Genomic DNA, 14,477 nt, shown 5'->3' with positions numbered 1-14,477 from the left:
ATCTACTCACCCGATCTACGCTGCGCTGGATCACCCTCTCTCCGGCAAGCCGCAAAGAGGGTAGGAACAGAAAAAAATAAAACCCCAAAAATCCACTCTTTACGCGCAGCGTAGAGAGGGGTGACGAGCGCAGCGATGTCGGGGTGAGTTAACTATGCGAGCGGTTACTCCCCATGTAAAAATGTATCATTCTTCCCTACTTCTGTATAAACTCCCCGACCGGATACCCGGTAGCTTTGTGATATCAATTAATCATTACAACAATGTCAAAAACAATTTTTATAACAGGCGCTTCACGTGGTTTCGGAAAAATCTGGGCCGAAGCATTCTTAAAACGCGGCGATAAAGTAGTAGCAACAGCACGCGATATCAGTGCGTTAGATGATCTTACTAAACAATACGGCGATAACATATTACCTCTTCAACTGGATGTAAACGATCGCGAGGCCGACTTCGCTGCGATAAATCAAGCCAAAGCACATTTCGGTAGTATCGATGTGCTGATCAATAATGCAGGCTACGGTTTATTTGGCAGTGTGGAAGAAACTTCAGAAAAAGAGGCCCGCGACCAAATGGAAACCAACTTTTTCGGCTTACTGTGGTTAACACAAGCCGCTATCCCGGTAATGCGCGAGCAAGGCTATGGCCATATTATCCAATTATCAAGCGTGTTAGGCTTGGTTGCAGCCCCTATTCTGAGCATCTATAACGCATCAAAATTCGCGGTTGAAGGTTTGAGTGAAACCCTTGCTGCCGAAGTAAAAGGTTTCGGCATCAATGTTTCTATCGTTGAGCCAAACGGCTTCTCTACCGATTGGGGTAGTGCTTCGGCAGTACGTTCAGCATCGTTACCTCAGTACGATCAGCTGAAAGCTGACCAACAAGCCCGCTTCACCGAAGATTTCTTTGGCAAACCGGAAGCAACAACAGATGCCGTCCTGAAACTGATCGACAGCGAAAACCCGCCGTTGCGTTTGTTCCTTGGTAAAATTGGTTACCAATGGGTTAAACAGGTTTACGCAGGTCGCGCTGCCGAGTGGGACGAATGGAACGAAGTTTCGGTAGCTGCACACGGTCACTAATCATCTCAACGTAAATAAATTATCTGCAAGGTCCATACAGCTTTTTGTATGGATCTTGTTCTTATTTTTACATATTATGATCCATTACAAAGACCTTAGCAGCCTTTTTAAAAGGTACGGTTTCCCACCGCCCGAAAACCCGATGATTGGTGTTGTTCCGTGTCGCGGCACCTGCGATCTTGCCGAAAGGGAGCTTACTGGCGATTTCTATATGATCGCGTTTAAAAAACTCAAATCGGGCACTATATCTTACGGGCGAACCAAATACGATCATGAAAATGGATCGCTGATGTTTGTAAAGCCCCGCCAGGTGATCCAGTTTAGGGAGATAGAACTGGAGGAAGCCGGTTTCAATATCTTTTTTCACGAGGATTTTCTGAACGGCCACGCCTTACATGATGAGATCAAGAAATACGGTTTTTTTGAATACGAAACTAACGAAGCCCTCCACCTCTCGCCCCGCGAAGAACAGATCATTTGGGAACTGCATGATAAAATAGAGGCCGAACTGAACGGCAATATAGATGAGTACAGCCGCGAAATTATCCTCACCCATATCGATTCGGTGTTGAAATATTCGCAACGTTTTTACAAGCGCCAGTTTATTAACCGCACGGAGTTATCCGGCAAAACAGTATCAAAATTTAATAAGGCCTTATCGGCTTATTTTGAGAAAGGTTTATTGCAAACTAAAGGCCTGCCAACGGTAGCCGTGATGGCTTCTGATTTAAATATTTCGGCCCGTTACCTGAGCGATATGCTGAAACAGGAAACCGGAAAAACAGCTATGGAGCTGATCCATATCTACCTTATTAATGAGGCTAAAAACAAACTGAAAGGTGAAGATCAAAGCGTATCTGAAATTGCCTATACTTTGGGCTTTGAAAACTTGCCTTATTTTTCGCGCCTGTTTAAAAAAGAAACGGGGGTTAGCCCTAACCAGTTTAAGAAACAATTGGTTAACTAACACTACATTTGGCTTATGACATTTGCAGACAGGGTTATTCAATTCAACGAGCAGCTCACCTACACCGGCGAACCATTGCCGCCAGGTATCCGCATCCTTAACCCTTTTAAAGAGCATCCGCAAGTTATGGGTATTGTTGATACTTTTTATCATAAATACTACAACGACAATAACCAACGCCATATCATCCTGGGCATTAACCCCGGCCGGTTTGGCGGCGGGCTTACCGGCATTCCCTTTACCGATCCTAAACGGTTAATGGCCGAATGCCATATCCCCTACGAAGGCAAAATATCGCACGAACCCTCATCTGTTTTTGTGTACGAGGTGATCAACGCTTTTGGCGGCCCGGAAACTTTTTATAATAAGATCTACATCAACTCCCCCTGTCCGCTAGGTTTTACCAGTATTGATGATAAAGGCCGGGAGAAGAATTATAACTACTACGATAGCAAAGAGCTAACCAAAGCGGTATATCAATTCATGATCGAAAATATCCGTAAGCAAATAGCCCTCGGCGTTAATACCGACAAATGTTTTTGCTTCGGCACCGGCAAAAACGAAACTTTTTTAAAGAAACTGAACGAGGAATACCGTTTTTTCGGCGAGATCATAGCACTGGAGCACCCGCGGTTTATTATGCAGTATAAAACCAAGAGCAAGCAGTTTTATATTGATAAGTATCTGGAGGCGTTTGAGGGGATATAAAGCTTAAATAAGCGTTGCCCAATGACGTCTTTTTTATACTCACATTCTTATTAATTTTAACCTAAATAATAAGCGTCATCATGCAAGCCGAAGCAATCCTCAAACAGCACCTCGCCAAAACCATCAGTTTAACTGATGAGCAGTTTGCGTATTTCTTCTCCCATTTTAAACAACAATCCTACAAAAAAGGCCAAGCCATCATTACCGAAGGCGACAAGGTCGATCATGAATACTTTGTGCTTTCGGGCTGTTTGAAATCATTTTTCATTAATGATGATGTAAAAATGTACATCCTGCAGTTTGCTATGCCAACCTGGTGGGCATCTGATTATAACGCACTATATAACCAAACCCGCGCCACTATTAACCTCGATTGTATTACCGATGCCGAAGTGCTTTCCATTTCCAATGCCGATAGGGAAAAACTTTGCAGCGAACTGCACCCGGTTGAACATTTTTTCAGATGGCGCACAAACAAGGGCTTTATAGCCTCGCAAAAAAGGCTTTTATCGTTTATGAATAACGATGCTAAAAAACGTTATGAAGAATTGATGGCGCTGTACCCTGCTCTGTATAATATGGTGCCGAAGCACTTGATAGCGGCTTATCTTGGCGTTTCACGCGAGACATTGAGCAGGCTTTATCATTCGTAAGCAAGTCGCGTAATTTACTTACACTTAGGGGGCACCTACGGAGCCAAAAACCTTTTTCATATTTTCTACAAACATGGTACTCCTACGGAGTTTCTAATTTTCTAACTCCGTAGGAGTACCATGTTTGTAGCAACAATTATCTTCGATATTTTGGCTCCGTAGGTGCCTCCTTTTAAAAGCGATTCCTCGTCGTAAATCAATCCGCTTACTTCAATAGTGATATACATCACATAATCCCTCCTCTTATTTCCATCCTATCACTATGTGACCTACATCATGTAGTTACCCCCGCTTTCCTCCCGTACTTTGTAGTGTTAATTCAAACAAAACATTATCAAAAACATAAAAAAATGGAAACTAAAAATTTTGAGATCGTAAACAACCAAAGCCGTATTGAATGGATTGGCAGGAAAGTTACAGGTGCACATGATGGCACTATTAACATAGCCCGTGGTACTTTTAACGTAGTCGATGGCAAATTAACCGGTGGCGAATTTACTATCGATACCACCAGCATTAAAATACTGGATATTGAAGATGCGGCTACCAACGCGCAATTTGCCGGTCACCTGGCATCTGATGATTTTTTCGCTATCGAAAAATATCCTGAAGCTACATTGGTAATCAAATCAGTTGCTCCCAAAACAGCCGAAGAATATCATATTGAAGGTAACCTTACAATTAAAGGCATCTCCCACCCCGTTGTTTTCGATGCCGCCGCAAACATCAATGGTGATACATTAGCCGCCACCGGAAAGATTATTATTGATCGTACCAAATACGAAATGAAATTCCGCTCTGGTAATTTCTTTCAAAATCTGGGCGATACCCTTATCTACAATGATTTTGACCTTAACATATCTGTAACCGCAAAAGCAGCCTAAACGGCGGCGCATTGCACAAACTAAAAACAGTCATGCCATACGTAAAAATTGAAGTAACCCGCGAAGGGGTTACCAAACAGCAAAAACAACAAATTATAAAAGGTGTAACCGAGGTAATTACCAACACCCTTAACAAAGACCCACATTTAACCCACGTAGTGATACATGAAATTGACCTTGACGATTGGGGCTATGCCGGCGAACAGGTTTCAGAACTCCGGGCAAAAGGTATCACTGCCGATAAAAAATAAAAATCATGAAAACACAAACAGTAATAGTAACCGGTGCATCATCCGGGATAGGTAAAGAAGTTGCAAGGCACTTTTTAGCCAATGGCGATAATGTAGTGATCAACTCCACCACAGCCGAAAAATTGGAACAGGTTTATAACGAACTTGGTGCAGGCCCTAACCTGGCCATGGTTGCAGGCAACGTAAAAGATAAAAGCACGGGCGAGCAATTGGTAGCCGCAGCGATTGAAAAATTTGGTTCGGTCGATGTATTGGTAAATAACGCCGGGATATTTGGAACTAAAGCATTTTTAGAAGTTGACGAAGCCTACCTCGATAGCTTTTTGGATACCAACTTAAAAGGTACGTTCTTCACCACCCAGGCAGCCATCCCTCAAATGCTGAAACAAAAACAGGGCGTAGTGATCAACATCGGTACCCCTTTGGTAAACAAAGCTTTTGGTGGTGTACCGGCTACCGCGCCAATATCAAGCAAAGGTGCTATCCATGCGCTTACCTTACAACTGGCTGCCGAATTTGGCAAAAGCAACATCCGCGTAAATACCGTTGCCCCCGGCGTGATCCGTACACCTATGCATGTCGATAATGCTGATGATAGCGCGGGCATCCATTTACTAAACCGCGTGGGCGAGGTTGAAGATGTTGCCGAAATGGTTTATACCGTTGCCAAAAGCAATTTTATAACCGGCGCAATTATTAATGTTGATGGCGGCACCGCTGCCGGTCATAACCTGAACTAATTTTCACTTCAACATCGTATTATGAAATCACTTCTTTCTGCTGTGCTTTTATGCTGTAGTATTGCTATCGCTTCGGCACAGCAGAGAGTTGGTAACAAACACATTCAAATTATCAATATCATGGAAACTGCAAAAAACGATTCGTTGGCTATAAGTGAGGTATTGGATACTTATTTTAAGTCGATTTATGAAGGTGACGTCCAACTTTTAGGCAGCACTTTTAATAAGGGAACTTTGCTTTTTGGCGATATAAAAGGCGTGCCTTATGCAAAAACGCTCGATCAATATCTTGATGGTGTAGCTAATCGACAAAGCCCAAAAGATTCAGGCAAACCTTATAAGGCCGAAATTATTTCTATAGATGTAATTAACTCGATAGCTATGGCGAAAGTAAGCGTACAGATGTATGATTTTATTTACAATGATTTACTTTCGTTTCATAAAATAGATAACCGATGGCTGATAGTCAATAAAATGCTTACAGACACCTCTAAATAAAAAACAATTATGTGGTACAATACAAAAGCGGCCGGGGTGCTGGGTATTCAGTATCCTATTTTGCAGGGGCCGTTTGGCGGCAACCTGTCCACCGTTCAACTGGCGGCAACAGTATCAAACCTGGGCGGCCTTGGTGGCTACGGGGCATATACGCTTAGTCCGGATGAGATCATCAATATAGATCAGCAAATTAAAGCCGCCACCAGTAAGCCCTACAATATTAACCTTTGGGTATCCAACAGCGATGTACCAAGCGGTGGCATTACCGATGCCGTGTATGAAAATACCAAAGCCCTTTTTAAACCTTATTTTGATGAGCTGGGCATCCCATTGCCGCCCAAACCTTCATCGTTATTTTTAACTTTTGAAGATCAGGCAGAGGCTTTGTTAACTACCCGCCCACCGGCATTCAGCTTTATGTTCGGCATCCCTTCGCAAACGCTCTTGGATGAGTTTCGGAAGCGGGATATTGCTGTTATGGGTGCCGCTACTACGCTTGATGAGGCCGTAGCTTTGGAAAACGCAGGGGTCGATCTGATCATCGCCTCGGGCTTTGAGGCCGGTGGGCACAGGCCATCGTTTTTAGATAAATCCGAAAACTCGCTGATGGGAACATTCGCCTTGTTGCAGGTGATCAAAGAAAAAGTAAAAACGCCCATTATTGCTGCCGGGGGCATAGCCAACGGTAAAGGCATTGCCGCGGCGTTGGCTTTAGGTGCAAGCGCGGTACAGGTGGGCACCGCCTTCCTGGTAACCGAAGAATCAAACATTACCGAATTTTACCGGCAAACTTTACTATCCTATAAATCAAACCATACCATATTAACCCGGGCTTTTACCGGGCGCTTAGGCCGCGGCATCCGCAACCGGGTTAGCTCGGATGCTATCGGTAAAGAAGCTGAATTGCTGCCCTTCCCGCTGCAAACGCAGTTCATGTCGTCATTACGGAAAGCCGCGTTTGATAAGCAACAAACAGAGATGATCCTGTTCTGGAGCGGACAGATAGCCCCGGTATTAAAACATACCAAAGCTGCCGACCTGATGCAGTCCCTCATCACTGAAACCAACGATTACTTTAATCAAACCTATAATAACTAACCCATGAAAAGCCCTGTAAGTGTAACCTACCTTGGCGGCCCTACTATTATCCTGGAAATAGGCAGCCTGAAGATCATGACCGATCCTACCCTCGATCCCGAAGGCGAAACTTTCCACAACCCAACATACTGGAAAACGGAAGGCCCGGCAACTACCGATATTGGCCATATTGATACGGTATTGCTAAGTCATGATCAGCACAATGATAACCTTGATAATGCCGGCAGGGAATTACTGAAAACAGTAAGGCAAACGCTTACCACCCACATAGGTGCCGAACGTTTACAGGGAACAGCCAAAGGTTTAGCTCCATGGGAAAGCGTTACTATTAACTCACCCGAAGGAGATGAAATTACCGTTACCGCAACACCAGCCCGCCACGGCCCTACCGGGGTTGAAAAACTAACCGGCGAGGTGGTAGGCTTTTTGGTAGAGGTTAAGAGTGATGCAAACCTGCAGGTTTATATCACCGGCGATACGGTATTTTACGAAGGTGTAAAGGAGGTAGCCGAAAGGTTCGATCCGCAATACGTTTTCATTTTCGCGGGAGCAGCCAAACCGCGCGGACCTTTTAATGTAACTATGGGTACTAATGATGCTATTGATACAGCATTCGCTTTTCCAAAGGCTACTATTATCCCGGTGCATTTTGAAGGATGGTCGCATTATACGGAGACTGGGGATATGTTGCGGCAGTCGTTTAAAGCATTGGGGATAGACGACAGGCTTAATATTTTGGAGCCAGGGAAGAAAACAAGCTTGTAAAGTTTGTTGTTTGAGCATGCTTACCCTCCTTTCTTTTCAGACTTACGAAGTTTTTGAAACTTCGTAAGTCTCCCCTCTCCTGGCCTGTCACCCCTTAGCACTTTTACAGCAAAATTATCGCACACAAAACCCCATTGTGTCATAAAAACACTTATATTGTGTTCGCTAACCAGTAAACCCAATTAAGCTATGTTTAAAAGTAAATCGCTGCTTTTTTTGCTGTTGATAATCGCATCTCCATCATTTTTATTTGCACAGGTTAATCCGGCTTTTAAAGCCATTACGCCACGTTTCAGGGTAATTATGGATAATGATTTTGGCGGAGATCCGGATGGTTTATTCGCGCTTACACATTTGGTATTATCTCCCTCTGTAGAAGTACGGGGCATCATCGGCTCGCACCTCAACGCTAACGATGGTTTCGACAAATCAAAAACACAGGCCGACAATGCGGTAAAAAAAGCTACCGAACTATTAACCGTTTTAAAAATGAAAGACCGTTTTCCGCTCGTGGCAGGTTCAAACACCGCCATGGTCAACGATACTACCCCGGTTAAAAGCGCGGCAGTTGATCTGATCATCAAAGAGGCATCACGTACCGACACATCCTTGCCATTATATATTCTTTGCGGCGCGGGGCTTACCGAAATAGCCTCGGCTGTGTTAACCGATCCTAAAATCGCTGATAAAGTTACCCTAATTTGGATTGGTGGCCCGGAGTACTTAGACATTGCCATACCTCCACCTAACTACAGTAATCCCGAATATAACCTTAATATTGATATAGCAGCGGCAAGGGCGGTGTTTAACCACTCGCAACTAAAGCTTTGGCAAATACCAAGGGATGGTTACCGTCAGGCTATCCTGCCATGGTCGGAGTTACATACTAAAATAAAACCACAGGGAGAAACAGGTAAATACCTGGCCGGGGTGCTGGAGAGTTTAATGGCACGCATTCAGCAGTACAAGCTTAACCTTGGCGAGGTTTATATTTTAGGCGATAGTCCGCTGGTGTTGTTAACAGCCTTGCAATCATCTTTCGAGGCAGATCCTTCATCAAGCGAGTATGTGTTGAAACCGTGCCCACTTATTAACGCGCAGGGAAGTTATGAGTATAATGCCCATGGCCGTAATATCCGGGTTTACCGGAGGCTGGATATCAACCTGATGTTTAACGATTTTTTTGCTAAGCTGGAGTTGAATAAGTAAGACGCTATTTGTGTTTTAGAATTGGTTTCTCGCAAAGGCGCTAAGACGCAAAGATTTTTTGTAAACAAGAATAAAGTTTTTTCAAGTAGAGACGCATCACATGCGTCTCCCGTAGGACAAGCGACCTTGCACATCATTAGCCACCGTAAATTGCATGCGGGAGACGCATGTGATGCGTCTCTACGTTAAAACAATCTAATTTAAAATATCTTAAAAATCTTTGCGTCTTAGCGCCTTTGCGTGCTTCAACTACAAAACATGCTATACCTGCAAATTTCCGATTATAAACCGCTGCTTTAGTATTTACAGCAAACCTATCTAAATGATAATTTTATCCCTAGCATATTATAAAACAATGGGTAAAATTAAAACTGCATTCCTCGGGCTTATATTGCTATCATTAGCCTCAGTTAAAACCTCTGCGCAAACCACTCCTATCCCTAAACTCATCGAAAAAAACGGCAGGCATGCGCTGCTGGTTGACGGCAAACCATTTTTAATTTTAGGCGGACAGGCACATAACTCAAGCGGCTGGCCGGGCATGTTGCCGCAGGTTTGGCAATCTGCCGAGGCCATGCACCTCAACACGCTCGAGATCCCCCTGTACTGGGAACAGATAGAACCGCAACCCGGTAAGTTTGACTTTTCTGTATTGGATACTTTACTTGCCCAATCGCGCCAGCACCATGTGCGCCTGGTATTGTTATGGTTCGGCACCTGGAAAAATGGCAGTAACCATTACATGCCCGAGTGGATGAAGCGTGATGCCGCAAAATATCCCAACATTACAGGCAAAACAGGGAAAGAGATCGACTCACCTTCACCACACGCCAAAGCTACCTTAGATGCCGATATCAAAGCTTTTGCCGCGGTAATGCGCTATCTGAAACAGGCCGATCCGCAGCATACCGTAATCATGGTTCAGGTAGAAAATGAGCCAGGATCATGGGATACTGTACGCGATTATTCGGCGAAAGCTCAAAAATTTTTCGAAGCCAATGTTCCTGCTGAATTATTAAAGTCGGATTTGCTTAAATCCTTAAACATCCAGCCCGGCGTGAAGGGCTCATGGCAAAATGTTTTTGGCGAACGTGCCGATGAGTATTTTCAGGCCTGGTCTATAGCCCGTTTTATTGATCAGGTTGCAGCGGCCGGTAAAGCGGAATATCCGCTGCCATTGTACGTAAACGTAGCCCTGCGCGATCCACTAACCAACCCGCCTGCTACACATTATGAAAGCGGCGGCGCTACGGATAATGTGATCCCGATCTGGAAAGTCGCCGCGCCACACATCGACCTCCTTGCACCTGATATTTATTTAGATGGCAGCGAACGTGTACAAAAAGTTATCGATCTGTACACCCGCCCCGATAATGCCCTGTTTGTACCCGAAGTCGGATTTACAACTGAAAATGCCCGTTATTTTTACGACGTACTTGCTCACGGCGGTATCGGTTTTTCTCCCTTCGGCATTGATGCTAACGGCGAGGCTCATACAAACGAACAAATGGCCGAGCGCCTTGCACCCTATGCCCAGGAATACGCCATGGCCACCCCCATGATGCCTGAGCTTGCGCAATGGGCTTTTGATGGCAAGATAAAGGCAGTGGTTGAGCATGAAGACCACGCCGCGCAAGCCATTAAGCTTGGTGCCTGGGATGCCATTATTACTTTTGGCACAGGGGCAAGCAATAATCTTAAAAATAATCCGCTTCCGGTTGGCAAGGCAATTATCGTTACCCTGTCCGAAAATAAATTCTTAGTAATCGGTTCACATTGCCATTTAACTTTTAAACCAACCGGCGGCAATGCCGGCAAACCATGGCAATACCTTAAAGTTGAAGAGGGCAGTTACATAAACGGGGAGTTTAAACCCCTCCGCATACTCAACGGCGATGAAACAGATTGGGGCGGGCCGAGGATAGGTTCTCAAACAATGGTATTGCAAATTTCGTTGGTGGCCAGATAATCATCCGCTAATCCCATTTCAATAAAAATAAATAAGAGGCACCTCCGGAGCCTTAAAATTCATTTAATTCAATACTATAAACACGGTACCCCTATGGGGTGACAAGCCTTATTTTTAGAACTCCGTAGGAGTACCGTGTTTACAACATCGAAGACACAAAAGCTTTTGAGCTCCATGGGTGCCTCGTCTCTAAAAGCGATCCGCTACTGGTAATCAGATTCAATTCAACTCATAAACAACAGCCTCATAAGGCAACAGTTTCCCATCTTTTGATGGGTGTTCATAATTTCCCATCAAAACATTGGCTTTATTAATATCGATGCCTGTTTCTGTATTAACCGGTTTATCCCTGAAATTTAACATGACCAGCAGCTTTTTACCATTCAATTCGCGGGTATAGGCATAGGCATCCGGATTTTGCGCATCGAGCAGGGTATATTTCCCATAAACCAATGCCAGGTTATCTTTACGAAGCTTGACTATACGCCTGAAATAATTTAGCGGACTATTTTTGTCTTTTTCCTGCCGGGCCGCGTTAATAGTTTTATAGTTACCGTTTACTTTTATCCACGGCGTGCCTGTGGTAAAACCTGCATTTTTATCTGCATTCCACTGAAAAGGCGTACGACCATTATCCCGGCTTTCAAAAGCTATCCGTTGTAAATATTTCGGGATATCGCCTCCAATGTTCTTTTGGCGTTGATACTCATTGAGTGTTTGCACGTCACGGTAATCGTCAATAGTGGTAAAACCAGCATTGGTCATACCTAACTCATCGCCATTATAATAATAGGGCGTACCACGCATGGTCATTAAAAAGGTTGTGAGCATTTTCGATGATAGTTCTCTAAACTCTGGCTTGTCGTTACCGTACCTGCTTATCAACCGGGCCTGATCATGGTTTGCCAGGAAAACCGAAAGCCATCCGTTGGCTGCAAACGCGCTATCCCATTTGGTAAATACCTGTTTTAAATGGATCACGCTATATCCTTCGGGTTTAGCTATGTCTGCACCCTCAAAGGCGTAGGCCATATTTAATTCCTTCCTGTCGGCATCAACCAAATTATGGGCATCCTCAAAAGTATTTCCGGCACCTTCGGCAACGCTCATTACATTATACTTACTTAGTACCTCCCTATTCATTTCCTGCAGGTAGCCATGCAAATTACCCTGCATGGCATAATATTGTGTAAAGTTCTTTTCAAATCCCTTTGGAAAGCCAGGAAACGTAGTGTCCTTAGCTGCAAACTGGAAGGCATCCAGCCTGAAGCCGTCTATCCCCTTATCGGCCCAAAACTTCATGATGCCATACACCTCGTTCCTCAGTTTTGGATTTTCCCAATTCAGGTCGGGTTGTTTGCGCGAAAAATAGTGCAGGTAATATGCATTAGTGAGCGAATCGTAACGCCAGGCATCGTGGTTTACATCAAATAAACTATAACGGTATGGCGGTTTACCTTGCTCTGCATTCCACCAATGATAATATTCGCGGTAGGGGTTATTGCGCGAGCTGCGGCTTTGCTTAAACCACTCGTGCTCATCACTGCTATGGTTCACTACCAAATCCATTACCAATTTTAAACCCCTTGCATGCATCCCTTTCAGCAGGGTATCAAAATCATCCATCGTGCCAAAATCCTTCATAATGTCGCGGTAGTCGCTAACATCGTACCCGTTATCATCATTTGGCGAACCATATATCGGGTTAAGCCAAACCACATCCACACCCAGGCTTTTTATATAATCAAGTTTTGATATAATACCTTTCAGATCGCCTATCCCGTCGCCGTTGTTATCCTTAAAGCTGCGGGGATAGATCTGGTACACTACAGCTTCTTTCCACCATTTACGCCCGGTGGTATCATTACTGTTTTGTGCATGGCATACCACGCATGTTAACATCCAAACAGCAATTGCTGTGAACAGGATACAGGATTTCTTCATCATAAAAACTGATTTAAAGGAATGCAGCAGGAATAAATTGATTTACAGGCTTATAATTGGATACAAGCAAGTTAAAAACTATTTATTTAACAAGCAACCATGCGTATAAAAAACCGATTGAGTATGCCCTGATATTATCAGTCAAAAACATTATCCCGTTTTTGGGGTTAAAACAAAACCTGCCGCCATCATAATTAAAACATAATAAATTGAATTTTAAATATTTACATAGTTTAACGTGCAACGTAAATCATCATATAAAATATTTCGTCCTTTATTCGGTATTGTTCTATTTACTGTTTTAGGCAGCGTAACAAACCATGCCTACGGCCAGGTGCAGGTTCCTTCGGATAGTACCAAAGTTGATTCCTTGCATAAAGATCAACCCAAACCGGTAAAAGCTACCGACACCCTGTATAAACAATATGATTTTGGCGATCTGGTGCGTAACATTCTTCATCCCGGTCGACCGGCTGATGCGCCTGGTAAAAAATCGTCGGGGATTACGGTTATTCCCAACGTGGCATCAAACCCAACCATCGGCTCGCAGATCGGTATTAAAGCTGTTGCCGGTAAAAAGCTGGGCGATGATCCTAACACACTTTTATCAGTGGCAGCCACATCGGCATCTATCACTACAAAAGGCATTATCTATTTTTACATTAACCACAACATATACACACCGGGTAATAATTGGAATTTTCAGGGTAATTTGGTTGCAGCCAAAACGGTATCGCCCGATTACGGTTTGGGCATAGGTCAGGCATCTAACGGCAGCGCTGCCGACCAGGTACTGGCCAATCCCGAGCGTAAAGGCCGCGCCCTGCATTCGCAATACTATAACATCCGCGAAAAGGTTTATAAGGAGATAGATAAAGGTTTGTTTTTGGGTGCAGGCGCATCTTTCGATATCCGCCGTAAAATTGAAGACACCAAATCAACTACCGATTTTACGCCTTATAACATTTACAACAGTCGCCACGGCTTTGCTAATGATCATTATGCCGCCAACGGTTTGCTCTTTAACCTGCAATATACCACCCGCGATAACCAAAACCGGGCCTATCATGGTATTTATGTTGATGCGGGCTTCCGTGTTAATCAATCGTGGATGGGCAGTTCGCGCAACGCGGTTCAGTTCACTACCGATTTCAGGAAATACTTTAGTCTTTCATCCGTGAACCCTGAACATGTTATCGCCTTTTGGAACTGGGGTTCATATCTCCTTACCGGTAATATCCCCTACCTCGAACTCGCCGGTACGGGTAAAGATCCAGGCTTCAGGAGCGGGCGCGGATACGTGGTACAATACTTTAAAGGCACACAATACAACTACAGCGAGGTAGAATACCGTTTCCCGATACTGCGCAACAAATTTGTAAGTGGTGTGGTATTTGGCAATCTGCAAACCGCCAACGATGAATCGGGCACTAAAATATTTGAACAATTTCAGCCGGGTTATGGCGGCGGTTTACGCGTGTTGTTTAACAAGGCTACCCGTACCAACCTTTGTTTGGATTATGCTTTTGGTAAGTATGGATCGAAAGGTTTCTTTTTGGGGTTGAATGAGGCGTTTTAGGGTTAAGGATTATACTTACTTATTATAAAACGCCATTGCGAGGCACGAAGCAATCGCGAACTATACAGGGTGGACCTGCTTCCGTGCGGTTGCTTCGTGCCTCGCAATGACATGTGGTTTAATATTCAAC

14 protein-coding genes are annotated in these 14,477 nt (G+C 44.2%); 13 read left to right on the top strand and 1 reads right to left on the bottom strand.

The window, feature by feature from the left end:
• Positions 1-263: 263 nt before the first annotated feature.
• From AAFN85_RS01975 to AAFN85_RS01920, 12 genes are all read left to right on the top strand, one after another.
• Positions 264-1,082 carry an SDR family NAD(P)-dependent oxidoreductase gene (locus AAFN85_RS01975; RefSeq protein WP_347525275.1) on the top strand — a complete coding sequence of 273 codons (819 nt, stop codon included), beginning with the start codon at positions 264-266 and terminating at the stop codon, positions 1,080-1,082.
• 76 nt (positions 1,083-1,158) lie between these two features.
• Positions 1,159-2,049: an AraC family transcriptional regulator gene (locus AAFN85_RS01970; RefSeq protein WP_347525274.1), complete on the top strand. Its 891-nt coding sequence runs from the start codon at positions 1,159-1,161 to the stop codon at positions 2,047-2,049.
• 15 nt (positions 2,050-2,064) lie between these two features.
• On the top strand, positions 2,065-2,757 hold the full coding sequence (locus AAFN85_RS01965) for an SMUG2 DNA glycosylase family protein (RefSeq protein WP_347525273.1): 693 nt from the start codon (positions 2,065-2,067) through the stop codon (positions 2,755-2,757).
• An 80-nt stretch (positions 2,758-2,837) separates the two neighbouring features.
• Positions 2,838-3,410, top strand: coding sequence for a Crp/Fnr family transcriptional regulator (locus AAFN85_RS01960; RefSeq protein WP_347525272.1), 573 nt, complete (start codon positions 2,838-2,840; stop codon positions 3,408-3,410).
• A gap of 350 nt (positions 3,411-3,760) precedes the next feature.
• On the top strand, positions 3,761-4,294 hold the full coding sequence (locus AAFN85_RS01955; RefSeq protein ID WP_347525271.1) for a YceI family protein: 534 nt from the start codon (positions 3,761-3,763) through the stop codon (positions 4,292-4,294).
• A 32-nt stretch (positions 4,295-4,326) separates the two neighbouring features.
• Positions 4,327-4,545, top strand: coding sequence for a 4-oxalocrotonate tautomerase family protein (locus AAFN85_RS01950; protein WP_347525270.1), 219 nt, complete (start codon positions 4,327-4,329; stop codon positions 4,543-4,545).
• A gap of 5 nt (positions 4,546-4,550) precedes the next feature.
• Positions 4,551-5,285, top strand: a complete 735-nt coding sequence (locus AAFN85_RS01945; protein WP_347525269.1) for an SDR family oxidoreductase — start codon at positions 4,551-4,553, stop codon at positions 5,283-5,285.
• A 21-nt stretch (positions 5,286-5,306) separates the two neighbouring features.
• Positions 5,307-5,783 carry a nuclear transport factor 2 family protein gene (locus AAFN85_RS01940; RefSeq protein WP_347525268.1) on the top strand — a complete coding sequence of 159 codons (477 nt, stop codon included), beginning with the start codon at positions 5,307-5,309 and terminating at the stop codon, positions 5,781-5,783.
• 9 nt (positions 5,784-5,792) lie between these two features.
• Positions 5,793-6,881, top strand: a complete 1,089-nt coding sequence (locus AAFN85_RS01935; protein ID WP_347525267.1) for a nitronate monooxygenase — start codon at positions 5,793-5,795, stop codon at positions 6,879-6,881.
• Positions 6,882-6,884: 3 nt separating this feature from the next.
• Positions 6,885-7,646, top strand: coding sequence for an MBL fold metallo-hydrolase (locus AAFN85_RS01930; protein ID WP_347525266.1), 762 nt, complete (start codon positions 6,885-6,887; stop codon positions 7,644-7,646).
• A gap of 189 nt (positions 7,647-7,835) precedes the next feature.
• Positions 7,836-8,855: a nucleoside hydrolase gene (locus tag AAFN85_RS01925; RefSeq protein WP_347525265.1), complete on the top strand. Its 1,020-nt coding sequence runs from the start codon at positions 7,836-7,838 to the stop codon at positions 8,853-8,855.
• 355 nt (positions 8,856-9,210) lie between these two features.
• Complete coding sequence (locus AAFN85_RS01920) at positions 9,211-10,824, top strand: DUF5597 domain-containing protein (RefSeq protein ID WP_347525264.1); 1,614 nt, start codon at positions 9,211-9,213, stop codon at positions 10,822-10,824.
• A gap of 219 nt (positions 10,825-11,043) precedes the next feature.
• On the opposite strand, the gene AAFN85_RS01915 is transcribed toward AAFN85_RS01920, so the two are convergent.
• Positions 11,044-12,771 (bottom strand): alpha-glucosidase, encoded by a 1,728-nt coding sequence (locus AAFN85_RS01915; protein ID WP_347525263.1) that lies wholly within the window; start codon positions 12,769-12,771, stop codon positions 11,044-11,046.
• Positions 12,772-13,006: 235 nt separating this feature from the next.
• Between AAFN85_RS01915 and AAFN85_RS01910 the strand changes: the two genes are divergently transcribed.
• Positions 13,007-14,347, top strand: a complete 1,341-nt coding sequence (locus AAFN85_RS01910; protein WP_347525262.1) for a BamA/TamA family outer membrane protein — start codon at positions 13,007-13,009, stop codon at positions 14,345-14,347.
• The last annotated feature ends 130 nt before the right edge of the window (positions 14,348-14,477 follow it).

It is taken from the genome of Mucilaginibacter sp. CAU 1740 (assembly GCF_039839285.1).
GTDB lineage: Bacteria > Bacteroidota > Bacteroidia > Sphingobacteriales > Sphingobacteriaceae > Mucilaginibacter.
This window is presented reverse-complemented; position numbering and strand designations above follow the sequence as displayed.